Source organism: Aeromonas sp. MaB10011B, assembly GCF_017939325.1.
GTDB classification, from domain to species: Bacteria; Pseudomonadota; Gammaproteobacteria; order Enterobacterales; family Aeromonadaceae; genus Aeromonas; species Aeromonas caviae.
Window position 1 is genome coordinate 46,712 of sequence record NZ_JAGKRK010000082.1, and the last position, 24,853, is coordinate 71,564.

A 24,853-nucleotide genomic window follows, 5' to 3' on the forward strand; every position below is an offset into this window, starting at 1 on the left:
GGAGCCTTCATGGGTATGTTTCTGCTGTGTACTTTTCTGATGATCATCCTCTATCCCCTCGGGATCGATCTCTATCTGGTGGCCGTCCCCCGCATTGCGCAAACCTTGCAGGGGAGCGAGGCGCAGATCCACACCGCTTTTTCCATCTATCTGCTGGGTATGGCGGCTACCGTGCTGCCGGGGGGCATGCTGGCGGATCGCCATGGCAGGCGCCCCGTGGTGCTGGGGGGCGCCCTCATCTTCGTGGTCGCCTCCCTGGTGGCGGCGGAGGCGACCGGCATCGCCCAGTTTTATCTGGGGCGTTTCTGGCAAGGGGTGGGCGCTGGAGCGCTCTACATCATGACCTTCACCGTGCTGCGGGATGTGCTGAGCCAGGCGCGCCTCGCGATGGCCCTCTCCCTCATCAACGGCGTGATCTGCGTTATTCCGGTGCTGGCTCCCGTACTCGGTTATCTCATCCTGTCGCACTTCGAGTGGCGCGGCATCTTCGTGGGCATGGCGCTGGTGGCCGCCATCAGTGCCCTGGTCAACCTGCGACTGCTCAAGGAGACCCGCCCCGCCCGCCTGCCTGCGGGGGCATCGCCGCTGGCCCTGCTGGGCATGGCCCCCTTCATGCTGCGCGCCTTGCTGACCAGCGCCAGCGTGACCGCCATCCTGGTCTATGTGAGCGTCTCGCCCCTCGTCCTGATGACCACGTTCGGCCTGCCTCCCGAGCAGTACACCCGGCTGATGATGGCGATGGCCGGGGTGAGCATGTCCGCTTCCTTCCTGACCCCCTTGCTGCTGCGCTGGTTCGGCAAGGCAAGGGTGCTGGCGCTCTCCCATCTCGCCTACCTGCTGGCTTTGCTCGCCCTGCTGTGCAGCAGCGGGCCCGAAGGCGGCCTGTCCTGGCTGATGGCGGGATGTGCCCTGGTCTGCATCGGGTTTTCCTGCGGGTTCGGGGTGGCGATGGGGGAGGCGCTGGATGTGTGCGGGGATCAGGTGGCATCGGCCAGTGCCCTGCTCTGCATCATGCAGATAAGGTTGTCCGGGCTCTTCATCTGGGGGATGGGCCATCTGGGGATGCCTGCGCTCTGGATGCTGATCCTGGCACTCCTGCTGGCGCTGCTCGGTTACCTGGTGGTCAAGGTGCTGCTACCATGGCGTGCGGTACGGCGAGTCCGGGCTCGGGGATAGGAGAGACGCGATGCGCAATCTGGGTGAACTCGATTTGAACCTGCTGGTGGTCTTCAGGCACCTGATGCAGGAGCGCAGCGTGGCGGGGGCGGCCAAGAAGCTGTGTGTCACCCCGTCGGCGGTGAGCAAGGCGCTTGGCAAGCTGCGGGACTGGTTCGGGGATCCCCTCTTCGTGCGCGTGCGCCAGGGTTTGCAGCCGACCAATCTCTCCCTGACCCTGGCGGAGGAGCTCAAGACCTGGTTCCAGCTCACCGAGAGTATCAGCACCCTCAACAGCGAGGCGATCCCCGAGGGGGCCCGCTTCAGTCTGGTGATGAAGTCCCCCTTCGGCATCAGCTTCCTGAGCGAGCTGCCCACGACCATCTACCAGAAGTACCCCCACTCCGTGGTCAGGATGCTGGGCTGGGATCACCACTCTCTCAACGACATCGTCAACGGGGAGGCGGATCTCGGCTTCTGTGCCCGGGAGACCCACGGCCGCTCCCATGCCAGGGTCAACCGGCTGCCCTATTACATCGATCATGAGGTGCTGTTCTGCGATCGTCCCGTGGTGTTCCTGCGCAAGGATCACCCCTTGCTCGGGCAGACGTGGTCGCTGACCCGCTTTCTGGCCTGCCCCCAGGTGAGCGTGGTGTGGGAGGCCAGCGACAGCTGGGCACTGGATGATCTGCTGGAGGACGAAGGCCACAGGCGGCAGGTGCCCATCATGGTGGCGAGCTTCGAGCAGGCGCTGCACATCGCCGCCCAAAAGAGCCACGAGCTGATCGCCGTGGTGCCTTCATATTGCGCGGACTATGCCGCCAGACATCACCCCGACCTCATCCCCATGCCGTTGCCGCTGGAAGAGTCTCTCTATGCCCAGCTGGAGATCGCCTTCATCCTGCTGTGGCACAAGCGCCACAATCAGGATGCCAAGGTGATGTGGTTGCGGGGGGAGATCCGGCGGCTCTATGGCCTGGCCGCAGCGGGGAGGACGCGTTTTGCCTGGGGCGGGCCCATGGAGAGCGGGGCGGCGAAAGAGAAGCAAGGGGGAGGAGGCCCCCCGGTTTAGTCGTACTGCTCTTCCATCCAGGCTTCGACGATGAGCTGGGCGGAGACGCCGTCCACGCTCCCCTTGTCCAGCGCCTTGTAGCCGCCACGTTCAAACAGGCGGGCGCGGGCATCCGTGGTGGTGAGCCGCTCGTCCTTGAACTCCACCGGCTTGCCGAAGCGACCGTGCAGGCGATTGCCGAACTTGCGGGCCCGCACCGTGATCTCCTGGTCCGTGCCATCCATGTTGAGGGGCAGACCGACGATCAGCAGATCCGGTTGCCACTCCTTGATCAGCTTCTCTATCTCGTCCCAGTTGGGGATGCCGTCGTTGGCCTTGAGGGAGCGAAGGGGGCGGGCGCTGCCCGTGAGCTCCTGGCCGATGGCGACACCGATGCTCTTGGTGCCGTAGTCAAAGCCCATGATGCTGCGTGATGACATGGGGTCTCCTCGAAATGGATGGATAAATGAAGGGGGAAGACCCCTCCCAGCCTCCCCCGGAGGGGAGGTCCGGGGTGTCAGCTATGGCCCACCTGGCTGGAGAGGTGCAGGGGGTTGACCCCAATGCTCGCGGCGGCTTGCTGCCAGCGCAGGTGGATGGGGGTATCGAAGACCAGCTTGGGATTGGGGGGGATCACCAGCCAGGCGCCATCCACCAGCTCCTGCTCGAGCTGACCTGCACTCCAGCCGGCGTAACCGAGCGCCACCAGCCAGTGGTCCGGCGCCTCGTCGGTGCCCAGGGTCTCCAGAATGTCCTTGGAGGTGGTGACCATCATCTCGTCGCTCACCTGCAGGGTGGAGTTGAAGCCCGGGCGGAAGCTGTGCAGCACGAAGCCGCGATCCCCGTGCACCGGGCCCCCCTGCAACACCGGCTGTTTCATCTCGGCGGTGGCGGGGGGATTGAGGTTGAGCTTGGTCAGCATGGCGTCCAGGGACATGTCGACCGGAATGTTGACCACCAGTCCCATGGCGCCTTCGCTGCTGTGTTCGCACAGATAGACCAGGGAGCGCTGGAAATAGGCGTCCGTGAGGCTCGGCATGGCGAGCAGAAAGTGATTTTGCAGTGTTTGCATGGAGCGTATGTATCTCTAAGCGTGCAAAGGTATTTGGGGTGATTATGGCAGTTGATGGCGGCGGGCAAAACCGCTTTTTGCCGGCAGGAGGGCGGCAGTCAAAGGGGCCCTCACGGCCCCTTGTGTGTGTTTTCTCGCCGCGGCAACGGGTCGCTGGGGAAGGGGTCAGCGGCCCAGTCGGCGCTCGATGGCGTCCATCAGCATGCCGGTAATGGAGACGTCGAAGGCCGCCTCAATCTCGCGGATGCAGGTCGGGCTGGTGACGTTAATCTCGGTCAGGCGATCGCCGATGATGTCGAGGCCGACGAAGATGAGCCCCTTCTCTTTCAGGGTCGGGCCTACCGCGCGGGCGATGGCCCAGTCCGCGTCACTCAAAGGGCGCGCCTCACCACGGCCGCCGGCCGCCAGGTTGCCACGGGTCTCCCCTTGGGCCGGGATCCGGGCCAGGCAGTAGGGAACCGGTTCACCGTCCACCACCAGCACCCGCTTGTCGCCATCCTTGATGGCGGGCAGATAGGTCTGCGCCATGCAGTACTGGCTGCCGTGAGAGGTTAATGTCTCGATGATGACGCCGACGTTGGCGTCATCCTCCTTCATGCGGAAGATGGAGGCGCCGCCCATGCCGTCGAGCGGCTTGAGGATGACGTCCTTGTGCTTGGCGTGGAAGGCACGCAGCTTGTCGGCTCTGCGAGTGACGAGCGTGGTCGGGGTGTGTTCGGCAAACCAGGCGGTGTAGAGCTTCTCGTTGGCGTCGCGCAGGCTCTGGGGCTTGTTGACGATGAGGCAGCCCTCATCCTCGGCCCGCTCCAGCATGTAGGTGGCGTAGATGAACTCGGTGTCGAAGGGGGGATCCTTGCGCATCAGGATCACGTCCAGGCTGGAGAGCGGCTGATCCACCACCTCGCCCAGCGTGTACCAGTCGGCATAGTCATATTTGACGGTGAGCGGGCGCATGGTACCGAAGGCGCGACCGGCCTCCATGTAGAGATCCTTCATCTCCAGATAGAACAGCTCGTAGCCGCGCTTTTGCGCCTCTTCGAGCATGGCGAAGCTGGAGTCCTTCTTGATGTTGATGGCCGAGATGGGGTCCATCACGATGCCGAGTTTAATGGTCATCCGAGTTTCCTTCCTAATGGCTCGATTGGATGTGATGACCCCCTCCCTGCCTCCCCCTTCACAAGGGGGAGGGGCCTGTTGCTCCCTCCCCTGCGAAGGGGAGGGCCGGGGTGGGGTCGGCTGTCAGGCCAGATCGCCAAAGCGGCACTGAAGCGCAGTAATCGCCGTCAGGGCGGCGGTTTCGGTGCGCAGCACCCGCGGCCCCAGCAGCATCTCCTTGAAATCTTCCTGCACGGTACGGGCGATCTCGTCGCTGGACAAGCCCCCTTCCGGGCCGATCAGCAGGCGCACGCCGTGCTCGGGGATGGGCAGGGTGTTGATGCTGTAAGGGGCGCGCGGGTGCAGGTTGAGCTTGAGCTCCTGAGTCTCTTCCGCCAGCCAGGCGTCCAGCTCCATCGGCATGCGCACCTCGGGCACGGTATTGCGGCCGCACTGCTCGCAGGCGCTGATCACCACTTTTTGCCACTGCTCGCGCTTTTTCTCCAGCCGATCGGCGGGCAGCTTGACGCCGCAGCGCTCGGAGAAGAGGGGCGTGATGCAGGTGACGCCGAGCTCCACGGATTTCTGGATGGTGAAGTCCATCTTGTCGCCGCGGCTGATCACCTGACCCAGGTGGATGGCAAGGGGGGACTCCACCGAGCGGGTCTCGCAACTGTCGATGGTCACTTCCACCGACTTCTTGCCGACGTTGGCTATGGTGGCGGGGTACTGGTTGCCGTCGCCGTTGAACAGCTCGAGCTGCTGGCCCGGCTGCATGCGCAGCACGCGGCCGATGTGATTGGCACCGTCTTCCGACAGGACGAGGGTCTGGCCAACCTGCAGGCTGGCCGGTTCATAGATACGTGGAATGCGCATGGCTGATAGTCAGTCTCTTGCTTGGAAACCCTTCAATACCCTACTGCACGGCGGCGAGCAAGGCTCGCGAGACAGAGAGTGAAGGGATTCAGGATGAGGGGGACGCTCCCCCTCCCTGGTCAAATGGGGTTATTGGCACTGCTTTTCAATGAAGGGATTGGTATTGCCCTGCAGCTTGCCGATACGGCGGTTGCGCTCGCACTCCCAGCGATCAGCCGGATACTGCCTGTCCCAGGCTTCGTAAAGCTTGCGCTGCTGGGCCGCCAGACGCAGTCCGTACTGCTGGCTCATGTAGAGGTAGGCGCGGGCGATCTGGCCACGCACCGGCCCCTTGGGTGGCTGCACCTGGCGCTCCTTGAAGTCCACCAGCATCTGGCACTTGCCGTACTGGTTCGGTTTGCCGTTCCAGTCGCTGAAGCGGAAGTTCGCCCGATCGCCGTTCACCTCGCCGATGGCGGGGAAGAGGTTGTGCATGTCTCCCTCCATCCTGTTGAACTCGTCGCTCTTGCCGCAATTCTTGCGACCTCCGTCCTGCCAGCACTGGAGCTGGTGGCCGAACTCCCAGGCGGGCACCACGTGCTCCCATTCGATGCGGGAGGCCCGCTCGGCCTGCTTGCGCGGCAGGTAGCCGCAGCTCTCCCAGTCGGGGGCCATCTTCTTGCCGCTGAACTTGATGTTGCAGCCGCAGTAGAAGGTGACGGGGTGGCTCTGGTAGAGCTTGTTCAGATCCTGCTTGGCGGCGCGAAAGGTCTGGATGTTGTCGGCATGAGCCGGGGCGCTGACCAGCAGGGCCAGGCAGAGGGAGAGCAGAGGGCGAAACATGAATATCCTTGGCAATGAGACAGTTGAATGAAGTAAGCGCGCACCCTATCACAGGAGCGCGACACGGGGTGACTCAATCCGCCGTCGTGTCGCGCTGCCACACCAGGGGCTGGCGACAGCGGCGGCAGTGATAGCGGGCCTCGCCGCGCATCACCTTGTTGTGGCGGCGCACCGAGAGGGGATGCTGCTGGCAGGCGCAGGCATACACGAAGGTGCGCTGGGCCAGCACCCCCAGATCGAAGCTGTGGGTGGTGCTGGGTTCGAGACCGAACAGCTCCCGCATCACCGACTGCCACTGGGGACCGTGGGGCAGTACCCGGCTCTTGCCGCGCCCCTCTCCCCAGAGCGCATAGACCAGCAGGTGCGCCACCTCGTGGGGCACCACTTCCCTGAGAAACGCCTGCTGATTGGCCTGATAGAGCGCCGGATTGAAACGCAGCTCCCAGGTTTGCAGCCGAGCAGACCCTGCCGCCCGGCCCCGCATGTTGCAATGGACTTGCGGGCGGGGAAAGGTGCGGCCAAGGTGCGTTTCGGCCTGCACAAAGCAGGCTTCGACGCGCGCGAGCAGCGTCTCGATGAGGGCGGGGTCAAGCCGGGTGGCAGTGGCAGGCATGGGATCCTCGGGACGGACACAAAAGCAAAAGGGGAGCCAGGCTCCCCTTTTATCACAACCTCGAGCCTTACAGGCCAGCGGCAGCGCGCAGCAGCTCGGCCTTGTCGGTCTTCTCCCAGGGGAACTCGTCGCGGCCGAAGTGGCCGTAAGCGGCGGTTGCCTGGTAGATCGGGCGCTTCAGATCCAGCATCTCGATGAGACCATAGGGGCGCAGCTCGAAGAACTCGCGCACCAGCTTGACCAGCAGGGCTTCGGCCACCTTGCCGGTGCCGAAGGTTTCGACGCTGATGGAGGTGGGCTCGGCCACGCCGATGGCGTAGGAGACTTGCACTTCACAGCGATCCGCGAGGCCTGCGGCCACGATGTTCTTGGCCACGTAGCGGGCGGCGTAGGCGGCGGAGCGGTCCACCTTGGACGGATCCTTGCCGGAGAAGGCGCCACCACCGTGACGGGCCATGCCGCCGTAGGTGTCGACGATGATCTTGCGACCGGTCAGACCGCAGTCACCCATGGGGCCGCCGATGACGAAACGACCGGTCGGGTTGATGAAGTACTTGGTGTCCTTGTTGATCCACTCGGCCGGCAGCACCGGCTTGATGATCTCTTCGCGCACCGCTTCCACCAGATCGCTGTGGCTGATGGAGTCGCAATGCTGGGTGGAGAGCACCACGGCATCGACACCCAGGATCTTGCCTGCGTCGTCGTAGGCGAAGGTCAGCTGGCTCTTGGCGTCCGGACGCAGCCACGGCAGGGTGCCGTTCTTGCGCACTTCTGCCTGACGCTTCACCAGCAGGTGGGAGTAGGTGATGGGCGCGGGCATCAGCACGTCGGTTTCGTTGGTGGCGTAGCCGAACATCAGGCCCTGGTCACCGGCACCTTGCTCCAGCGGGTCGGTACGGTCGACGCCCTGGTTGATGTCCGGAGACTGTTTGCCGATGGCGTTCAGCACGGCGCAGGAGTCGGCGTCGAAGCCCATGTCGGAGTGGGTGTAACCAATCTCGCGCACGGTGTCGCGCACGATCTGTTCGATGTCGACCCAGGCAGAGGTGGTCACTTCGCCGGCTACCATCACCATGCCGGTCTTGACCAGGGTTTCGCAGGCGACGCGCGCCTTGGTGTCCTGCTGCAGGATGGCGTCCAGCACCGCATCGGAGATCTGGTCGGCGATTTTATCGGGATGGCCTTCGGAGACCGACTCGGAAGTAAACAGCTTTGCCATGTTTGGTTCTCGATTCGTAAGGGTTATCGCCTTGGCCATAACCGGATAATGACAGGATGACTGTAGAGGTATCTACATCTGGACGTCTATTTTAAATAGGTCATCCGGTGATTGCCAGCACTATTTGGGGGGGAGCCGCCCGGGGCGGGACGGGGAAGGGATCCACCTCCATGGAGGTAAGGCAGGGGGCGGATTGAATCGTTTTCCCCGCCCAGAAAAGCGATTGTGCTCCCAAAGCCACTTTATTCGCCCAGATAATATTTGCACGCCGCGCCCCCTGCTGGGACAATAACGCGCCTTAATCTTGGCCATCAAATGAAGCAATCGCAGGAGATACAGATGCCTTCTCGTAAAGAGCTTGCCAATGCCATTCGTGCATTGAGTATGGATGCCGTTCAAAAAGCCAACTCCGGTCACCCGGGCGCCCCCATGGGAATGGCGGATATCGCTGAAGTGCTGTGGCGCAGCCACCTCAAACACAACCCGAACAACCCCAAGTGGGCCGACCGCGACCGTTTCATCCTCTCCAACGGCCACGGCTCCATGCTGCTGTACTCCCTGCTGCACCTCTCCGGTTATGACCTCTCCATCGACGATCTGAAAAACTTCCGCCAACTGCACTCTCGCACCCCGGGTCACCCGGAGTACGGCTATGCGCCGGGCGTTGAAACCACCACCGGCCCGCTGGGTCAGGGCATCACCAACGCCGTGGGTATGGCGATCGCCGAGAAAGCCATGGCTGAGCAGTTCAACCAGCCGGGCCACGACATCGTTGACCACTACACCTATGCCTTTATGGGCGACGGCTGCCTGATGGAAGGTATCTCCCACGAAGCGTGCTCCCTGGCAGGTACCCTGCAACTGGGCAAACTGATCGCGTTCTGGGATGACAACGGTATCTCCATCGACGGTCACGTAGAAGGCTGGTTCACCGACGACACCGTCAAGCGTTTCGAAGCCTACGGCTGGCACGTAATCCCGGCTGTTGACGGTCACAGCCCGGAAGCCATCAATGCCGCCATCGAAGCCGCCAAGGCCGAGACCGGCAAGCCGACTCTGATTTGCTGCCGCACCATCATCGGTTACGGCTCCCCGAACAAATCCGGTTCTCACGACTGCCACGGCGCACCGCTGGGCAACGACGAGATCGCCGCCGCCCGTGCCTTCCTGAAGTGGGACCACGCGCCGTTCGTCATCCCGTCCGACATCGCCGCCGAGTGGAACGGTCAGGAAAAGGGCGCCAAGCTCGAATCCGACTGGGCTGCCAAGTTCGCCGCCTATGAAGCCGCTCACCCGGCCCTGGCTGCCGAATTCAAGCGCCGCACCGCAGGCGACTTGCCGGCCAACTGGGCTGCTGAATCCGCCAAGATCATCGAAACCCTGCAGGCCAACCCGGCCAAGATCGCGACCCGTAAAGCGTCCCAGAACTCCCTGGAAGCCTTCGGCAAGCTGCTGCCGGAATTCATGGGCGGCTCCGCGGATCTCGCGCCGTCCAACCTGACCATGTGGTCCGGCTCCAAGTCCCTGACTCCCGAGAGCGCCGCAGGCAACTACATCCACTACGGCGTGCGCGAGTTCGGCATGTCCGCCATCATGAACGGCATCGCCCTGCACGGTGGTTTCATCCCCTACGGCGCCACCTTCCTGATGTTCATGGAGTACGCCCGCAACGCCCTGCGCATGGCCGCCCTGATGAAGCAGCGCGCCATCTTCGTCTACACCCACGACTCCATCGGTCTGGGTGAAGATGGTCCGACTCACCAGCCGGTCGAGCAGATCGCCTCCCTGCGTCTGACCCCGAACATGAGCACCTGGCGCCCGTGTGACCAGGTAGAGTCCGCCATCGCCTGGAAACACGCCATCGAGCGTACCGACGGCCCGACCTCCCTGATCTTCTCCCGTCAGAACCTGGCCCAGATGGACCGCACCGCCCAGCAACTGGCCGATGCCGCCAAGGGTGGTTACGTGCTGAAGGATTGCGCCGGTACCCCGGAGCTGATCCTGATCGCCACCGGTTCCGAAGTGGAACTGGCCGTTGCCGCCTATGAGCAGCTGACTGCCAAGGGCCGTGCCGTGCGCGTGGTCTCCATCCCGTCTACCGACGTGTTCGATGCCCAGTCCGCCGAGTACAAGGAGTCCGTCCTGCCGGCCGCCGTCACCAAGCGTGTGGCCATCGAAGCGGGCATCGCCGACTACTGGTACAAGTACGTCGGTTTCGGCGGCAAGATCATCGGCATGCGCACCTTCGGTGAGTCCGCCCCGGCCGAACTGCTGTTCAAGGAATTCGGCTTTACCGTGGAAAACGTGGTTGCGACCGCTGAGTCCCTGTAATCGCTGATTGCTTGATACTGAATTGAAAAGCGCCTCCCTCGGGAGGCGCTTTTTTATTGTAATAAAAATAGTTAAATATACTATATATCTTGGTTCTTAATTGGATAACTTATTATTGCCTGGCAATCGTTTAGTAAACACATCTGATTTCCTTTTAGTTCTGAAAAAGGAAAGTCAGAAAAATGAATGTTGTAACTGGACAAATCTAGAACTAATTTACTAGAACTGAAATCAAATCGCGTGGCATGCGTTGGGTATATACCTTCATCTTTTGGGGTTACGAGAAATGCGATTGGGAAAAATGACAATAAACTTAGTACTGTAGAATGCCCTTGATTGAAAAAGCTCACACACTTTGCGCTCAAGTGACGATCGTAAGGATAAAACCAATAATATATATCATGGGTTTTTGTAATGGCATGGTCATCCCCTAGTACAAATTTCTTTAGTGGGTCAAAGTACGGAGATATTTGTGGTGGCTCTTTACACTCGGTAACTGATGTTGCAGATAGAATATGGCCTATCATCGCTCTGGCATATTTGATAGGGTTTATGTCAATAGATATGGTATTATATGGGGAGGTTGGATTCTGAAAATAATTACGAATTTTACTTGTCAGCTTTTTATTTGCATCCGCAACCTCGCCATCATTGCCTCCTAAGATATTACTGTTACAGTCGCTGCAGATCGTTCTGAATTTGCTTCCATTGGTTGATGGTACGCCTTTTATTGATTTTGCACCTACTCCCATCATTTCCATAATATGACGTTGTTCAACCTTGGTTACAGTAATTGAACCCTGTGGAGGAACATGATCTATCGAGAGTGTGCCAAATTCTCCACAAATCAAACAATATCCATCTCTGATTTTTACATGTCTTACTCTTTCTGAAATTTTACTCATCACTAACCATCCCCAAGTATCTGTAGTGATATCAATTATATGCATGAGCTTGTAGGTTCGATTAGCGAAGCGTAATCGGACGTTCGCGTTCTTTAAGACGATGCCATAAAAATAATCCCCCACATGTTACATAAAATGAGACCGGCTATCAGCCGGTCTCATTTTATTTATCGCGACCCTTACGCCTGCGGCGGGGTGCTTTCCGCATTGGACATCACCGCATCAATCTGCACCAGGGCGCCAGCGGGCAGCTCGCTCACGCCAATCACGGTGCGGGCGGGCAGGTAGGCCGGGAAGTATTGGGTGTAGATGGCATCCACGTCCGCCAGATCCGCGATGTTGGCAAGCTGGATATTGACCTTGACGATATCGTCCATCACGTGGCCGATGCTCTCGACGATGGTCTTGATATGGCCGAGGCACTGGGCGGTCTGCTCACGGATACAGCCGGTCAGCACTTTGCCGGTGGTCATGTCGAGCGGCAACTGGCCGGCGATATGGTTGTAGTGGGAGAAGGCGACGGTCTGGCTATGGAGCGGGCTTCTCGGTGCCTTGTCGGTATTGCGGGCACGGATCACCAGATTGTGTCTGTCTTCCACCAGCTGGGGCGGGGTGCCGTCACCGTGGGAGATGACCGCATCCATCTGCACCCGTGCCCCCATGGGCAGGGCGGCGGCACTGACCACAGAGCGGGCGGGCAGATAGGCAACGGCACGGGCAATGGCGGAGTCCGGGAAGAAGGTGGTGTAGACCTCGTTGACGGCATCGAGATCCGCCAGATTGGTCAGATAGACAGTCACCTTGACGATGTCGTCGAAGGGCACGTCGATGCTCTCCAGCACGGTTTTGATATTGCGCAGGCACTGGGCCGCCTGCTCGCGGATGCCACCGGCGACCAGTTGGCCTGAGGCCGTATCGACCGGCAGCTGGGCACCGATATTGTTGTAATGGGAGAAGGCGACGCTCTTGCTGGAGAGCGGATCCTGCGGCGCCTGGCCGCTATTGCGGGAGATCTTGAGCAGCGGGCAGGGGGCTTGGGGGAAGGTGCCTTCCCCGTTGGAGAGCAGGGCGTCCATCTGCACCCTGGCGCCGAGCGGCAGACTGGCGACGGCGAGAACTGTGCGGGTCGGCAGCGAGTGGGGGAAGAATTCCCGATAGACGGCGTTGACGGCATCGAGGTCGGCTATGTCCGCGAGGAACAGAGTCACCTTCACCATGTCCTCCATGCCGTGGCCAATGCTCTGGACGATGGCCTGGATATTGGTGAGACACTGTCTGGCCTGGGCCTGGATATCCCCTGCGACCAGCGAGCCCGTTATCGGGTCGACCGGGAGCTGGGCGGCAATATTGTTGTAGTGGGAGAAGGCCACGCTCTGGGTATAGGGCCCCAGATCCTGAGGCGCATTGGGGGTATTTCTGGCGGATTTGATGATGGTACCACTCATGGCGATACTCCTTTTTCGTTTTTGATGTAGGGTCCGGGCCGCATTGTTCTTCCCTGACCGAATACGGCACGCTGATGACTCGTGATATTGCGGCAACAGTTGCCCGTTCCCGCCGCAGGGCGACGGAGAAAAGGAGAACGATCATCACAGTGTCGAGCCCTGTTTCGATGCAGACAGCGCGTGCAACAGACAAGGGAGAGAAGTTGGCCTGGTGATTCAGACGGGAGAATTCTAGGGGGCGGTTATCCGGGGATGCAAACCGGGATCCTGTTTCTATGAAGTGGCTCAACAGAGTGAAATATATTCATTTTGCGATTCAATTCATGACGGGCATGGCAAATAAAGGTGATGATGATCCCGCTTTACCATGAAAGTGGAACCAGATAGCGCCATATTGTCGCGCATCAGGGTTACAGCCTGTGAATCCTCCGTTAATACTTTTGGCGAAATTGCAGCTTATTCTCCCGGTTTTGCATAGCTATCTATTTATCGCTCTCTCGACGCCCTGTTCAGCGCCGCCAAAATATGCTGCGGCGAGCACACTGAAATAACATTCATCCTCTTTGCATGGCAACAGGTCATGACATAAATACGGGAGAAAGAGAGGGCGCTTTTTAGCCCCTGCGGCGGAGGCTGACATGGGCGGGTCGCCACACCGCCTATGCCATATCTTTTCAGCGGCGCGAACACAGCCCGCCAGCAGGGCGCAGAAGCAAGGGGAGGGGGCCTTCCCCTTGCCTGCCCCGACTTGCCGCCCCCCGATGCATATCACTCCTGTCATGACCCTCCCTGTGAGGGGGCCTCGGAGTCCGCCCTGCTTTGCCGCCCTGGCGTATCCCACACTCCTTGCGATGCAGCCGGCTCATCTTCCCCGCACCACCCTTATTTGTGTTCTTTGTCATCAACTGCCGTTATTGCGACCTGGGTCGGGGTTTGGGTGGATTATTAACTGTATGATTAATAATGAAATCAGGGACCCTGCCGACGAGCAGCACGGATCGGCACTCATCTGCCCCGGAGTGGCACATGCGATCGCATCGCGATCCCCGTCATCTGACTTCGGAGGTTTTATGCTTGGATTCATTCTGGGTGACATGTACAGCCGCACCAGCGGGTTTCGGCCACCCCCCCGCCTAGGCAAGCACTTCCCCCTCGCCCCCGACTATCAACTGCGCGGTCGCACCGGTGCCGCCATCCTGACCATGGAGACCCTGCTCGATACCCCCTATCCCCAGAAGAAGTTCAGGGCCCTGATCTATGGCGCCTTTATCGAGCGCCAGCGTCGCCTCTTTGCCGAGCAGGTGGTCATCGGCCGGATGGAGGAGGGCCAGGACCTGGCGATCGCCATTGATCTCGCCTTTATCAGCACGGCGGTGCCCATCGGTCTGCTCGCCATCTCGGAGGAGATCGCGCTGCTGACCACGCCCCGTCCCACCCAGACCCATCCCCATCAGGCGGCCTTGAGCCAGGCGCTCGACTGTACCGCCATGCTGATGTTCTATGCCAAGGTCATTCGCCAGCGCAATGCGGTGCTTGAGCACATCGACCACCAGTTCGGCTACAGGCCACAGGCCGGGTTGGTGGCCAGGGTGGGCCACGGCGGGGAAGATGACTATGCCGCCTTCATGGTCAATGTGATGACCTGCATCGCCCATTCGGGCTCCTTCAAGGAGGCGCTGGAGAATGGCGTCAGGATGGGCATGCACGAGCCCGCCTTCTTCTGTATCGTCGGCGCCCTGGCCTCGACCCTGTGGGGAGTCCCCAAACCCTGGGCCCATGAGATCTCTCGATTCATCCAGCGCCAGCATCCCCACTATCTCCAGATCCTGCTGCGGGGCGAAGCCAGGGTGGGCCGCAGACAGATCAACCTGGAGCCTCCCAAAGCGCCGCTCTGTGCACCGGTCAAGCGCCAGGTAAACCGCTTCCTGAAGTGGGCCTTCTAGGGCCATGGGAGTGCTCTCGAGGTGCGGGCCCATGGTGCCATCCCATCGGCCCGCCCCTCCTGAGGGTCATCACGGGGCTGTTATCTCACTGACCCCTGATCCCCCGGCTACCTTGCCCAAGAGGGGATGGCCAGAAAAGCCAACGGCTGCACGGGGGACAAGGGGCGGGTAGAAGGTGATCCACCTCGCCTTTTGATGTGAACGTCTTTTGATGTTTGGCGCCATACGATACCATGCGCAGCGTGTGTTCCTGTTGGGGGAGGTGCCGCCCATCGCCCCGTGGCTGGCCGCTGGTCCCGTCATGCCCTCGGGATGCACAACCCGGGGCCGCCACGGCAACCCCTTATCGCCATAGCCAACAGGACGGAGTATCAGGATGGCCATTGCCATTGAGCAGTCGGACAACACACTGAGGGTGAACAAGGATCGCTACGATCTGGGCCGCATCGTCGGCGTGCAGGTAAAAGCACTCGGCTGGATAGATAGGCTCAAGAAGAGCTTGTTGCTGGGAGTGGTCACCTCCAGTGTGCTCTTTTACTTCACCCCTTCCTACGAGCAGGCGGGCAACTGGCTCATCGTGCTCTTCCTGCCCCTGGTGGGGTTTCTGTCTGGCGCCCTGATGGGGCTGCTCTCCAGCGCGAAATATGAGTTTTGCATCGAATTTTCCCACGCCGACGAGACGGGCGTGCAGTGGATCACCGCCGCCAGGAGTCGGCATGTCGCCGATTATGAGACCTTCAAGGCGCAGGCGGCCAGGTTGAAAGAGCGGCTCGGGTAGGGAGCACAGAGTGACGGGTCTGCGCCATCTGGCGCCAGGCATAACAACAAGCCCGAACAGGTGCACCTGTTCGGGCTTGTTCCATTAGGGGGGAGGGCGCTCGGGAAGCGGCTCAGGCGGGATAGAGGGCGCCCAGCACCGCCGGGCGGCTCGCGCCGGTCACCGCAGGCAGGTTGCCCGGCTTTCGCTGGATAAAGCGCTGTGCCAGCCAGGCAAAGGCGGCCCCTTCCACCCAGTCCGGTGCCAGGCCGAGCTGGGCGGTGCTGGTCAGATACCAGTCGGGCAGCAGGGTGGCAAGCTCCGCCAGCAGCGGGGCGTTGTGGGCGCCGCCGCCGCAGACAAACAGCTCGGGCCGGGTTGGCGCATCACGGTGGGTGGGCAACTGGCGGGCGATGCTGTGGCAGGTGAGGGATTGCAGGGTACGCTGCACATCAGCGGGGGCGTATGCGCAGCCGTCCAGCTCGCCGTCGAGCCAGTCGAGGGTGAACATCTCACGCCCCGTGCTCTTGGGGGCGGGGGCGGCGAAGTAGGGGTGAGCCAGCAACTGCTCCAGCAGCGCAGGGATAAGCCTGCCGCTGGCGGCCCACTGGCCACCGGCATCATAGCTGTCACCGTGCGGATGGTGGCGGCGATACCAGCCGTCGAGCAGGGTATTGGCGGGGCCGGTATCGAAGCCATATACCCCTGAACCCGCCCCCCCGTCGGCCTGGCCGGGCAGCACCGAGATATTGGCAATGCCGCCGAGGTTCAGCACCACCCGAAGGGCGCCGGGGCGGGCAAAGAGCGCCTGATGGAAGGCGGGCACCAGGGGGGCCCCTTGACCGCCGAGGGCCATGTCCATGGTGCGAAAATCGGCCACCACGTCGATGCCGGTCAGGGCCGCCAGCAGGGCCGCGTTGCCAATTTGCAGGGTAAAGCCGAGGGCAGGGCGGTGGCGTATGGTCTGGCCGTGACTGCCGATGGCGCGAATCTCCTTGGGAGTCAGCGCCGCCTTGGCGAGCAGGGCCTGGGTGGCGGCGGCAAATTCGCGGGCCACCAGGTTGTCGGCGACCCCCATGCGGTCGATTTCGTTGTCGCCCGGGGTGCAGAGGGCGTGCAGCTCGTGGGCGGTCTCCGCTGGCCAGGGGTGGCACAGCGCCGCCTCTACTCGAAGCGCTTCCCTATCCATCGTCACCAGCACGGCGTCGATACCATCCATGCTGGTACCGGACATCAAGCCTATATAGCGTTCCGTCATGACAACCCTCTTTCAATGATGCAGAGGAACGGTCTGATACCGTGTTCCACCTTGGTCGACAGCGGTCAGCTGTCGTCGCCGTTGCCCTTGTTTCTGGCCAGTTGCAGCTCGGGGCTGTCCAGCTTGGCCAGCTGGGGCATGGCCTGGGCCTTGAAGCTGGCCAGCGCCCGTCCGCTGAGAGACTCCGCCTGGGGCAGGTTGAGGGTGCGCGGGTTCTTGTGCACGCCGCCCACCACGAACTCATAGTGCAGGTGCGGGCCTGTGACCCGGCCGGTGCCGCCGAGCAGGCCGATGGTCTGGCCCTGCTTCACTCGCTGCCCCTTGTTGACGGTGCGCTTGGAGAGGTGTAGGTACTTGGTCACGTAGTTGCCCGCGTGCTTGATGAAGACGTAGTTGCCGTTGAACTGGTTGTAGCCGGCGGCCACCACGCTGCCGCCGCCCGCCGCCATGATGGGGGTGCCCACCGGCGCCACGTAGTCGATGCCGTTGTGGGGGCGCACCTTGCCGGTGACCGGATGAAGGCGGCGCGGATTGAAGTTGGAGCTGATGTATTTGAAGTTGACCGGCGCGCGCAGGAAGCTCTTGCGCATCGCCTTGCCGTCCGGGGTGTAGTAGTTGCCATCCGTGTTCAGCACGGCGCGGTAGATGGCCCCCTGGTTGACGAACTCGGCGGCCAGGATGTCGCCGGAGGCAACCCGCTCGTCATCCTGGTATTTGTCCTGGTAGACCACCCGGAAGCTGTCCCCCGGTTGCAGGTCCTGGGCAAAGTCGATGTCCCAGCCGAAGATGGCGGCGAGATCCATGATCTGGTCTTCCGTCATGCCCGCTTCGACGGCGGCGCCCCAGAAGCTGGAGCGGATTTCCCCCTGGGCCACCTGTTCGCGGGTGTCGAGCTCGATCTTCACCGGCCTGGCCACGAAGCCGTCATCCCGGCGGTTCACCTTGAGCGCCTGCTCCAGGCTGTGGGGGTAATAGAGGCTGTGCAGCTCGCCGCCCTTGGTGAGCTTGAAGGTGAGCTCCTGACCGGGCTTGAGCAGGCGCAGGGTATCCGTGCCCTCGAGCTGGTCGATGAGGTGCAGATCCGTGGTACTGAGGCCCAGGCGCTGGAAGATGACTCCCATGTTGTCGCCGCTGCGCACCTTCACCTGTCTGGTGACATAGCGCGGTTTGGGCGGGGTGACGGGCTCGGCCCGTGCCAGCTGGGCCTCCTCCTCGACCTGCTGCTCGACGGCCAGTTCGTTGTCGTTGTCATCGACCCGGGTGGCGACTGCCTGTTCGCTCGGCCAGGCCGCCAGCATCATCACCATGATGCTCAGGATAAGCACCATCTTGCGGTGCCAGTGAGGGAGAGAGTTGAAGGCGTGCCAAAGGACCATGAGAAGCAGACAAAGTTGAACCCGGAAGAAGGTCGGAGTTTACCGCCTTTCCAATTGGCCCGCCATTCCAGTAATATGTCTGGCCCTGTGGAATCGTGATTGGAGAGTCAAAAAATGTCCCAGCTCGAGGTGGCGCTAGCCGAGATCAAGCGCGGAGCGGAAGAAATTCTGGTTGAAGAAGAACTGATCGCCAAGTTGAAGGAAGGGCGCCCCCTGCGCATCAAGCTGGGGATGGACCCGACCGCGCCGGACATCCACCTGGGTCATACCGTGATCCTCAACAAGCTGAAGACCTTCCAGGATCTGGGCCATGAAGTGATCCTGCTGATCGGTGACTTCACCGCCATGGTGGGTGACCCCTCCGGCAAGAACGCCACCCGTCCGCCGCTCTCCGAAGAGGCCATCAAGCACAACGCCCTCACCTATGCCGAGCAGGCGTTCAAGATCCTCGACCCGGCCAAGACCCGCATCGAGTACAACTCCACCTGGCTGAGTGAGCTGGGCGCGACCGGCATGATCAAGCTGGCGGCCAAGCAGACCGTGGCCCGCATGATGGAGCGCGACGACTTCAAGAAGCGCTACAGCAACGGCCAGTCCATCGCCATTCACGAATTCCTCTATCCGCTGCTGCAAGGCTATGACTCGGTCGCGCTCAAGGCGGACGTCGAGCTCGGCGGTACCGATCAGAAGTTCAACCTGCTGATGGGCCGCGAGCTGCAAAAAGATGCGGGCATGGCGACCCAGTGCGTGTTGATGATGCCGCTGCTGGTCGGCCTGGACGGCGTCAAGAAGATGTCCAAGTCCGCTGCCAACTACATCGGCGTACACGACGCCCCGGGGGAGATGTTCGGCAAGATCATGTCCATCACCGACGATCTGATGTGGAACTACTACGAGCTGCTCTCTTTCCGTCCGCTGGCTGAAATCGAAGAGTTCAAGGCAGGTATCGCTGCCGGCACCCTCAACCCGCGCGACGTGAAGATCTGGCTGGCCAAGGAGATCATCGCCCGTTATCACGATGAAGCGGCGGCCGAAGCGGCCCACGAAGACTTCACCCAGCGCTTCTCCAAGAACGCCATTCCGGACGACATGCCGGAAGTCGAGCTGGCACTGGAAGGGGAAGGGCTGGCCATCGCCAACCTGCTCAAAGACGCCGATCTGGTGGCCACCACCTCCGAAGCGCTGCGCATGATCAAGCAGGGCGCGGTCAAGGTTGATGGCGAGAAGCTGGACGATGGCAAGGCCCTCATCGGTGCCGGTACCGCCGTCTACCAGGTCGGCAAGCGCAAGTTTGCCCGGGTGACCGTGAAGTAAGTCGCCACCTGCGGCGCTGCCATAAGAAAGGCCTCCCTTGCGGAGGCCTTTTTGTTGGGTCATTGACCGGGTCGGTTGGGATCAACCCTCGGTTTTCAGGAAGTTGCGATAGAGCATGTAGAGGTGGGCCGAGCTCCAGCTGAAGTTGCTGGCCCCCTGCATGGCGCCGGTCTCCGGGTTGTAGTTCTCGCGGATGGGGCCGCTGCCCGCCAGCCCCTCGGCATTGCTAAACAGCTTGTTGACGAGCTGTTGGGCATCGCTGCGATAGCCGTAGTTCTCCAGCCCCTTCACCCCGAAGTAGAACTGATCCAGCCAGACCCGACCGCGCCAGTAGATGTCGGGGTCATAGGCCGGGTTGGTCAGTGCCGCCGTGCCGAGCGGCACCCTGGTGTTGAACTCCTGGGCATTGAGCATCACCTCGCGCACCCGCGCCGCCTTCTCCTTGTCCGCCACCTCGGCCCAGAGCGGGCTCCACCCTTCCGGGCCACGGCCGCGGGCGGTCAACAGCTTGCCGACGCAGCCGTTGGCGTCGGGCAGATCCCCCTGGGCTATCTGGCGGTCGTAATAGAAGCCGGAGGCCTCATCGAACAGGCAGCTGTTGATGTAATCGGCCAGCTGGGTCGCCCCTTCGCGATAGCGGCTCGCCTCGTCCGGCTTGCCGAGCAGCTCGGCCATGTCGGCCAGGATGCGCTTCTCCTTGGCGAGGAAGGCGTTGAGCTCCACCGACTCCTGATCGATGGAGAAGCCGATGAGGTTGCCGTCGTCCTCATGGTTTTCAAAGAAGAAGACGTTCCAGTCCTGGCGCGCCCTGGCCATGTCGCCGCCATAGGTCTTGTCGGCATAGCGCTTGAGCTGATCCGGCTCTATAAAGCCGAAGCGGGCGGCGTTGTCCATGCCGGACTCCCAGCCGGCCCCGTGCTGGGCGCCGATATCCATGTCGGCGTAGCCGCCAACGCTCAATACCTGCTGATAGAGCGCCATGCCGGCGCAGCCATACCAGCCATCTCCCTCATTGGTACAGCTCGACAGATCCAGCCCGACCGGTGCCCCCGTCGGGTACTGCACCTTGAAGGTGATGTTGCCGAACTCGTCGTTGTGCTCGACGTGGCGGGTGGCGCCATATTCGATGATGCCGTTGCGGTTGTTGTCCCGCGCCCGATACCACCAGTCGTGATAGGCCTGGATCTTCGGGTACATCTCGGCGATGAAGGCCTTGTCCTGGGTGGCGCTGTAGATCTCCCAGATGGCCCAGGCGGAGAGGGGCGGCTTGGTGTCGCGCTCGTTCCAGTTGCCGCCGTCGCCACCGCGATCGGCGAGCTTGTTGTAGAAGACGGCGTCGATCACCATGCCGGCATCCTGCGGCCGAACCGGGTCATCGGCCTGGATCTGGTAGTCATACATGGCGCGCACGTTGTTCTTGGCTACCTCGGGGTTGAAGTGGGCCATTGCGTAAGCGTGCTTCCAGCTGTCCCAGGCCCAGACCCCGTCGAACCAGCGGGCGGTGTTGGAGGGGGTCACCCCGTCGTGCAGGATGGCGCCGGCCGGTGAGCGCCAGTTGCCATTGAGGGTCTCCATCGCCTTGACCGCGATGCGCCGCTCCGATTCCGGGATCCCCTGATTGGAGAGGCCGCGCGCCAAGTAATCCTCCCAGCGGCGGATGGAGTCGTCGAAATGGCTGGCGGGGTCGGCCAGCAGGTCCTGGCGGCTCTGCTCGAAACGACTCGCTTCAGCACTGCTGTGGACGTAGCTCTGCAGGGTGTAGATATCCTGCTGGCCCTTGGCGGCCAGGGTGAGGCTGGCCTCGCTCACGTAGCCGAGCCCCTGCTCGTCGAGGGTGGTGCTACTCGGCAGGGTGCGATCGATGCGGTAGCTGGCGCTGCCGCTTTGCATGATGTTCCAGGTGCTGCGCAGTTTGCCGAACTGGAATGCCACGCCGCGCTCGGTCTGGCTGATGGTGCGGGTCCAGGCGGGGTACTGCTCGGCTACCGTCTTGTTGGCATCCCACTGGTTGAGCAGCTCCCCCTGCCAGTTGAGCTTGAGGGTGAGGGGGGCGTCAGTGTGGTTGATGAGGCGGGTGCGAACCAGCGCAGTGCGGGCATCGCCGTAGCGCAGCTCCAGCTCCAAGGTGAAGGGGTCGAATTCGAAGCGTTGCACCAGCGCCCCCGGGATGGCGTACAGCGCCTGTTTGCTGGCGCTGGTGAGGGGAAAGGCGCGGCCGCTCTCGTCGCTCAGGGTCAGCTTGTCCAATTCCCTTGCGAAGAACAGGCTGTACTCCTCGGCGATGACCATGGGGCCGGTAAAGCCGCCCCACTCGCTGTCGCTGGCGGGCAGCAGGAAGCCGTGCCAGGCGCCGAGATCGAGCAGCGGGTTGTATTTGAGGTTGGCGTAGCTGTCAAAGTCACGGAACTGGAGCGGGGTGCCGCTGCGGTCGATCACGTTCTGATACTGGTTCGCCAGGGTGGCGCTGGGGGCGGCCGGGCTGCTGGAGTCATTGCCGTTGCAGGCAGTGAGGCCGAACAGGGCGACGCTCAGGGTGATGGAAAGTAAATTTTTACGAAACATTTCTCGCTCCAATGACAGTTTTTGTAGGTTAAGGAAGGTGTTTTTTAGTGATTATTTTAGTGAAAGCGTTTTCGAGAGCCATTATAGGGCGATTCTGACGGGATTATTGGCGCTGTGTCACAGTGCAGGAGGGGCGAGTGTGAGCCGGATCACCCGGTTACACGAGGTTACATAGCTTTGTGTTTTAGTAATTATTTACTTTTGTGGTGGCAGTCAGTGAGAGAGAGGAGGGGCAGGTACGCAGGTATTGGTGGGGGGTCAGGCCGAACTCCTCCTTGAAGCGCGCGGCAAAGCGGCCGGGGGAGTCGTAGCCACAGGCGAGGGCGGTCTGAAGCGGAGTGAGCCCCTGTTGCAGCAAGGTGAGGGCGTGCCCCAGGCGTACCTGGGTCAGCACCTGGCGAAAGCTGCGCCCCTCGGCGGCCAGCTTGCGGACCAGAGAGGCGCGGCTCATGGCGAAGTGGGTTGCTACCGTCTCCAGCCGGTGATCGAGACCAGGCTCCACGCTGAAGTAACGGGCCAGCCGTTCCCCCAGAGTCATGGTGGTGGCAGGAAAGAGCAGGCCAAGGCCCCCCGCTTCCCTGAGCTCGCCATAAAACCCTTGCAGCAGCTGGGTCTGGGCCGTCTCGCAGAGCTGCCGCTGCGCCATGGTGGTGACGAGATCGAAGCAGAAGGCGAGGGCCGACGTCACCCTGATGGCCGGTGGCTTGAGGAGATCGAGGGTGCTCTCTGCCAGCCACTCGGCCGGTGGCGGGGCCAGCAGGGTGAGCGCCTGGGAGCGAAACGAGCCCTGCTCCGGCTGGTTGACGAAGGTGAGCCGGTGACCCGCCGGGATCAGCAGCCAGCTCTCCTTGTCAAAGGAGAGGCGCTGCTCCCGCCACCACAGCTGCTTGCGGCCCTGCTGCACCCAGATGAGGGTCGGCGCGTAGATGAGCACCCGGCGCAGGGGCTGCTGGCGGATCCCGAAGTAATGATTCAGTTGCAGCAGGGGCGTGCTCATCGGGCGGGCTCCTAGGGGGTGGTGAAGGTGGCGGTCAGGGTGGCCTTGCCAAGGGCCAGGCTGTTGAGCATGTAGCCTACCATGGCGGGCGGGGTGTTGGCCTTCACCTCCAGCGCCTTGGGCAGGGCCCAGACGGTGAACTGGTAGCGGTGCATGCCGTGACCGGCGGGCGGGCAGGGGCCGCCATAACCCTGGGTACCGTAGTCGGTGCCAAGCTCCAGCCCCTGCTTGATCTTGCCGGAGGCATTGCTCGGCAGCTCGCTCTGGCTGGCCGGCAGGTTCACCACCAGCCAGTGCCACCAGCCGCTGCCGGTGGGGGCGTCCGGGTCATAGGCAGTGATGGCGACGCTCTGGGTGCCGGCGGGCAGGCTCTGCCAGCTCAACTGGGGGGAGCGGTTCTCGCCGCTGCAACCAAAGCCGTTGAAGCTGAAGACCTTGTCCATGGGGTCACCCTCGCGGATGTCGGTACTCTTGAGGGTCATGGCACCGGCGGGCAGGGCCGCGAGGCAGAACAGGGGCAGCAGCGGGATAATGGGGGATCTCATGATGGGCACTCCTTTGTGTGAATATGGCATTCACTCTAAGGGGGCTGGCTCAAAACAGAGTGCCCGTATGGCTCAAATTATGCCATGGAGGTGGCTTTTGTGAGCTGTTCGGGGCTTTTGAGGGGCATAAAAAAACCGGCATCCTGGGATGCCGGTTTTTGGGAGAGGCGAGGGGCCTTAGCGCAGGATCATCTCGTCACGACCCGGGCCGACGGAGACCATGGGCACTGGCACGCCCAGCAGGGCTTCGATGCGCAGCACATAGTCCTGGGCAGCTTTGGGCAGCTCGGCGAAGGTGCGGCAGGCGCTGATGTCTTCGCTCCAGCTCTCCATCTTCTCGTAGACGGGGGTGAGGGCGGCGGTCTGCGGCCAGATCGGGTTCTCGGTGTGGGCACCTTCGTAGGCCACGCAGATCTTCAGATCCGGCAGACCGGTCAGGCAGTCCAGCTTGGTCAGGGCCACTTCGGTGGCAGCCTGCAGCTCGACGCCGTTCTTGGTGGCGACGGCATCGAAGTAACCCACGTCACGGGGACGGCCGGTGGTGGCGCCGAACTCGTTGGTGATCTTGCGGAACTCGTCCTGGTTCTCCATGGCGGTCAGCAGGGTGCCGGTACCGACGGAGGAGCTGAATGCCTTGGCCACGGCGATGACGCGCTCCGGGCGCAGGCCCGGCAGACCGCCACCGATGCCGGCGTAGGCGCCGGAAACGTGGGAGGAGGTGACCCAGGGGTATTCGCCGTAGATGAGATCACGGCCGGCGCCCAGCTGGGCTTCGAACAGCAGGGTCTTGCCTTCGGCTTGCAGTGCCTTGAGGGGCATGCTGACGTTGCAGACGGCGTCCAGCCAGGGAGCGGACACTTCCAGCAGCCAGTCGGCCATTTCCTGGGCGGTCTGGGTGAATTCGAAGTCCGGATAGAGAGCCTTCATCTGCGGCAGTTTCCAGTCCAGCATGAACTGGATGCGCTCGACCAGCACGTCCGGCTGTTTCAGCCAGCCCACCAGGATCGCCTTTTTCATGACCCGATCACCGTAAGCCGGGGCGATGCCCTGACGGGTGGAGCCGTAGGCGCCGTCACCCAGGCGTTGCTCTTCCAGGGTGTCTTCCAGCGCGTGCAGCGGCAGGCAGAGGGTGGCACGGTCAGAGATGGCGAGCTTGGGAATGACGCCGGAGGCCTTGACCTCTTCCAGCTCGACGGTGAGCTTCTCGGGGCTGATCACCATGCCGGGGCCCAGCACGACCAGGCAATCCGGGTTGAAGACGCCGCTCGGCACCTGGTGCAGCTTGAAGGTGCCCAGATCGTTGACCACGGTGTGGCCGGCGTTGTTGCCGCCCTGGAAACGAATACTGGCGCCAGCCTGGCCTGCCAGATAATCGACGATGCGGCCTTTGCCTTCATCACCCCAGTTAGCACCTACGACTACGATAGACGACATGACTCTTTCTCCTAAGACGTTAGGCGTCCATCCTAGGAGCCCCGTGAGGATTAGAAAAATTAATTATCTTTATAATTCCGATA

21 protein-coding genes are annotated in these 24,853 nt (G+C 62.0%); 6 read left to right on the forward strand and 15 right to left on the reverse strand.

Annotated elements, in window-relative coordinates:
• The first annotated feature begins 9 nt into the window (after window positions 1-9).
• Together J9893_RS19445 and yidZ are read left to right on the forward strand one after the other, a co-directional pair.
• The gene (locus tag J9893_RS19445; RefSeq protein WP_210601741.1) at window positions 10-1,176 is read left to right on the forward strand and encodes an MdtL family multidrug efflux MFS transporter; all 1,167 of its coding nucleotides are present in this window, start codon (window positions 10-12) and stop codon (window positions 1,174-1,176) included.
• Between the two features lie 10 nt (window positions 1,177-1,186).
• Window positions 1,187-2,227 carry an HTH-type transcriptional regulator YidZ gene (gene yidZ, locus J9893_RS19450; protein WP_143237220.1) on the forward strand — a complete coding sequence of 347 codons (1,041 nt, stop codon included), beginning with the start codon at window positions 1,187-1,189 and terminating at the stop codon, window positions 2,225-2,227.
• Here the strand turns inward: yidZ and ruvX are convergent.
• The 7 genes from ruvX to metK form a co-directional block, all read right to left on the reverse strand.
• Window positions 2,224-2,646 carry a Holliday junction resolvase RuvX gene (gene ruvX / locus J9893_RS19455; RefSeq protein WP_010673863.1) on the reverse strand — a complete coding sequence of 141 codons (423 nt, stop codon included), beginning with the start codon at window positions 2,644-2,646 and terminating at the stop codon, window positions 2,224-2,226. The two genes, yidZ and ruvX, sit on opposite strands and share 4 nt — an antisense overlap.
• Before the next feature lie 77 nt (window positions 2,647-2,723).
• Complete coding sequence (locus tag J9893_RS19460; RefSeq protein WP_010673864.1) at window positions 2,724-3,278, reverse strand: YqgE/AlgH family protein; 555 nt, start codon at window positions 3,276-3,278, stop codon at window positions 2,724-2,726.
• Window positions 3,279-3,443: 165 nt separating this feature from the next.
• Window positions 3,444-4,394 carry a glutathione synthase gene (gshB, locus tag J9893_RS19465; RefSeq protein ID WP_069651516.1) on the reverse strand — a complete coding sequence of 317 codons (951 nt, stop codon included), beginning with the start codon at window positions 4,392-4,394 and terminating at the stop codon, window positions 3,444-3,446.
• A gap of 123 nt (window positions 4,395-4,517) precedes the next feature.
• Window positions 4,518-5,249, reverse strand: a complete 732-nt coding sequence (gene rsmE / locus J9893_RS19470; protein ID WP_128273791.1) for a 16S rRNA (uracil(1498)-N(3))-methyltransferase — start codon at window positions 5,247-5,249, stop codon at window positions 4,518-4,520.
• 129 nt (window positions 5,250-5,378) lie between these two features.
• Entirely contained in the window at window positions 5,379-6,071 is a 693-nt protein-coding gene (locus J9893_RS19475) for an endonuclease (protein WP_039040144.1), read from the reverse strand.
• Between the two features lie 73 nt (window positions 6,072-6,144).
• The gene (locus tag J9893_RS19480) at window positions 6,145-6,684 is read right to left on the reverse strand and encodes a SprT family zinc-dependent metalloprotease (RefSeq protein ID WP_210601742.1); all 540 of its coding nucleotides are present in this window, start codon (window positions 6,682-6,684) and stop codon (window positions 6,145-6,147) included.
• A gap of 67 nt (window positions 6,685-6,751) precedes the next feature.
• Window positions 6,752-7,903, reverse strand: coding sequence for a methionine adenosyltransferase (metK, locus tag J9893_RS19485; protein ID WP_010673869.1), 1,152 nt, complete (start codon window positions 7,901-7,903; stop codon window positions 6,752-6,754).
• 339 nt (window positions 7,904-8,242) lie between these two features.
• On the opposite strand from metK, the gene tkt reads away from it, so the two are divergent.
• The gene (gene tkt / locus J9893_RS19490) at window positions 8,243-10,234 is read left to right on the forward strand and encodes a transketolase (protein WP_113977779.1); all 1,992 of its coding nucleotides are present in this window, start codon (window positions 8,243-8,245) and stop codon (window positions 10,232-10,234) included.
• 80 nt (window positions 10,235-10,314) lie between these two features.
• Here the strand turns inward: tkt and J9893_RS19495 are convergent, their stop codons facing one another.
• Complete coding sequence (locus J9893_RS19495) at window positions 10,315-11,139, reverse strand: hypothetical protein (RefSeq protein ID WP_210601743.1); 825 nt, start codon at window positions 11,137-11,139, stop codon at window positions 10,315-10,317.
• A gap of 179 nt (window positions 11,140-11,318) precedes the next feature.
• Window positions 11,319-12,584 carry a RidA family protein gene (locus J9893_RS19500; protein WP_143237222.1) on the reverse strand — a complete coding sequence of 422 codons (1,266 nt, stop codon included), beginning with the start codon at window positions 12,582-12,584 and terminating at the stop codon, window positions 11,319-11,321.
• 1,070 nt (window positions 12,585-13,654) lie between these two features.
• Between J9893_RS19500 and J9893_RS19505 the strand changes: the two genes are divergently transcribed.
• A complete protein-coding gene (locus tag J9893_RS19505; protein ID WP_113977776.1) occupies window positions 13,655-14,527 on the forward strand; it encodes a hypothetical protein in 873 nt (290 codons plus the stop codon).
• Window positions 14,528-14,903: 376 nt separating this feature from the next.
• Window positions 14,904-15,305 (forward strand): hypothetical protein, encoded by a 402-nt coding sequence (locus J9893_RS19510; protein ID WP_223954045.1) that lies wholly within the window; start codon window positions 14,904-14,906, stop codon window positions 15,303-15,305.
• Between the two features lie 112 nt (window positions 15,306-15,417).
• Here the strand turns inward: J9893_RS19510 and J9893_RS19515 are convergent, their stop codons facing one another.
• Together J9893_RS19515 and J9893_RS19520 are read right to left on the reverse strand one after the other, a co-directional pair.
• Complete coding sequence (locus J9893_RS19515; RefSeq protein ID WP_113977774.1) at window positions 15,418-16,542, reverse strand: anhydro-N-acetylmuramic acid kinase; 1,125 nt, start codon at window positions 16,540-16,542, stop codon at window positions 15,418-15,420.
• Between the two features lie 65 nt (window positions 16,543-16,607).
• Window positions 16,608-17,918, reverse strand: a complete 1,311-nt coding sequence (locus tag J9893_RS19520) for a peptidoglycan DD-metalloendopeptidase family protein (protein WP_113977772.1) — start codon at window positions 17,916-17,918, stop codon at window positions 16,608-16,610.
• A 114-nt stretch (window positions 17,919-18,032) separates the two neighbouring features.
• Here J9893_RS19520 and tyrS point away from each other — a divergent pair, with 114 nt between their 5' ends.
• A complete protein-coding gene (gene tyrS, locus J9893_RS19525; RefSeq protein ID WP_039040151.1) occupies window positions 18,033-19,232 on the forward strand; it encodes a tyrosine--tRNA ligase in 1,200 nt (399 codons plus the stop codon).
• 81 nt (window positions 19,233-19,313) lie between these two features.
• Here tyrS and ygjK read toward each other — a convergent pair whose 3' ends face one another.
• From ygjK to J9893_RS19545, 4 genes are all read right to left on the reverse strand, one after another.
• Window positions 19,314-21,794 (reverse strand): alpha-glucosidase, encoded by a 2,481-nt coding sequence (gene ygjK / locus J9893_RS19530; RefSeq protein ID WP_143237223.1) that lies wholly within the window; start codon window positions 21,792-21,794, stop codon window positions 19,314-19,316.
• Between the two features lie 184 nt (window positions 21,795-21,978).
• A complete protein-coding gene (locus J9893_RS19535; RefSeq protein WP_113977768.1) occupies window positions 21,979-22,791 on the reverse strand; it encodes an AraC family transcriptional regulator in 813 nt (270 codons plus the stop codon).
• 11 nt (window positions 22,792-22,802) lie between these two features.
• Window positions 22,803-23,336 carry a YbhB/YbcL family Raf kinase inhibitor-like protein gene (locus J9893_RS19540; protein WP_113977766.1) on the reverse strand — a complete coding sequence of 178 codons (534 nt, stop codon included), beginning with the start codon at window positions 23,334-23,336 and terminating at the stop codon, window positions 22,803-22,805.
• Window positions 23,337-23,513: 177 nt separating this feature from the next.
• A complete protein-coding gene (locus J9893_RS19545; protein WP_042880306.1) occupies window positions 23,514-24,770 on the reverse strand; it encodes an adenylosuccinate synthetase in 1,257 nt (418 codons plus the stop codon).
• Between the last annotated feature and the right edge of the window lie 83 nt (window positions 24,771-24,853).

What these genes read in the sequence shown, in the direction of transcription:
- J9893_RS19445 (WP_210601741.1), top strand. Translation starts at nt 10, where the DNA reads ATGGGTATGTTTCTGCTGTGTACTTTTCTGATGATCATCCTCTATCCC.
- yidZ (WP_143237220.1), top strand. Translation starts at nt 1,187, where the DNA reads ATGCGCAATCTGGGTGAACTCGATTTGAACCTGCTGGTGGTCTTCAGG.
- ruvX (WP_010673863.1), bottom strand. Translation starts at nt 2,646, where the DNA reads ATGTCATCACGCAGCATCATGGGCTTTGACTACGGCACCAAGAGCATC.
- J9893_RS19460 (WP_010673864.1), bottom strand. Translation starts at nt 3,278, where the DNA reads ATGCAAACACTGCAAAATCACTTTCTGCTCGCCATGCCGAGCCTCACG.
- gshB (WP_069651516.1), bottom strand. Translation starts at nt 4,394, where the DNA reads ATGACCATTAAACTCGGCATCGTGATGGACCCCATCTCGGCCATCAAC.
- rsmE (WP_128273791.1), bottom strand. Translation starts at nt 5,249, where the DNA reads ATGCGCATTCCACGTATCTATGAACCGGCCAGCCTGCAGGTTGGCCAG.
- J9893_RS19475 (WP_039040144.1), bottom strand. Translation starts at nt 6,071, where the DNA reads ATGTTTCGCCCTCTGCTCTCCCTCTGCCTGGCCCTGCTGGTCAGCGCC.
- J9893_RS19480 (WP_210601742.1), bottom strand. Translation starts at nt 6,684, where the DNA reads ATGCCTGCCACTGCCACCCGGCTTGACCCCGCCCTCATCGAGACGCTG.
- metK (WP_010673869.1), bottom strand. Translation starts at nt 7,903, where the DNA reads ATGGCAAAGCTGTTTACTTCCGAGTCGGTCTCCGAAGGCCATCCCGAT.
- tkt (WP_113977779.1), top strand. Translation starts at nt 8,243, where the DNA reads ATGCCTTCTCGTAAAGAGCTTGCCAATGCCATTCGTGCATTGAGTATG.
- J9893_RS19495 (WP_210601743.1), bottom strand. Translation starts at nt 11,139, where the DNA reads ATGAGTAAAATTTCAGAAAGAGTAAGACATGTAAAAATCAGAGATGGA.
- J9893_RS19500 (WP_143237222.1), bottom strand. Translation starts at nt 12,584, where the DNA reads ATGAGTGGTACCATCATCAAATCCGCCAGAAATACCCCCAATGCGCCT.
- J9893_RS19505 (WP_113977776.1), top strand. Translation starts at nt 13,655, where the DNA reads ATGCTTGGATTCATTCTGGGTGACATGTACAGCCGCACCAGCGGGTTT.
- J9893_RS19510 (WP_223954045.1), top strand. Translation starts at nt 14,904, where the DNA reads ATGGCCATTGCCATTGAGCAGTCGGACAACACACTGAGGGTGAACAAG.
- J9893_RS19515 (WP_113977774.1), bottom strand. Translation starts at nt 16,542, where the DNA reads ATGACGGAACGCTATATAGGCTTGATGTCCGGTACCAGCATGGATGGT.
- J9893_RS19520 (WP_113977772.1), bottom strand. Translation starts at nt 17,918, where the DNA reads ATGGTCCTTTGGCACGCCTTCAACTCTCTCCCTCACTGGCACCGCAAG.
- tyrS (WP_039040151.1), top strand. Translation starts at nt 18,033, where the DNA reads ATGTCCCAGCTCGAGGTGGCGCTAGCCGAGATCAAGCGCGGAGCGGAA.
- ygjK (WP_143237223.1), bottom strand. Translation starts at nt 21,794, where the DNA reads ATGTTTCGTAAAAATTTACTTTCCATCACCCTGAGCGTCGCCCTGTTC.
- J9893_RS19535 (WP_113977768.1), bottom strand. Translation starts at nt 22,791, where the DNA reads ATGAGCACGCCCCTGCTGCAACTGAATCATTACTTCGGGATCCGCCAG.
- J9893_RS19540 (WP_113977766.1), bottom strand. Translation starts at nt 23,336, where the DNA reads ATGAGATCCCCCATTATCCCGCTGCTGCCCCTGTTCTGCCTCGCGGCC.
- J9893_RS19545 (WP_042880306.1), bottom strand. Translation starts at nt 24,770, where the DNA reads ATGTCGTCTATCGTAGTCGTAGGTGCTAACTGGGGTGATGAAGGCAAA.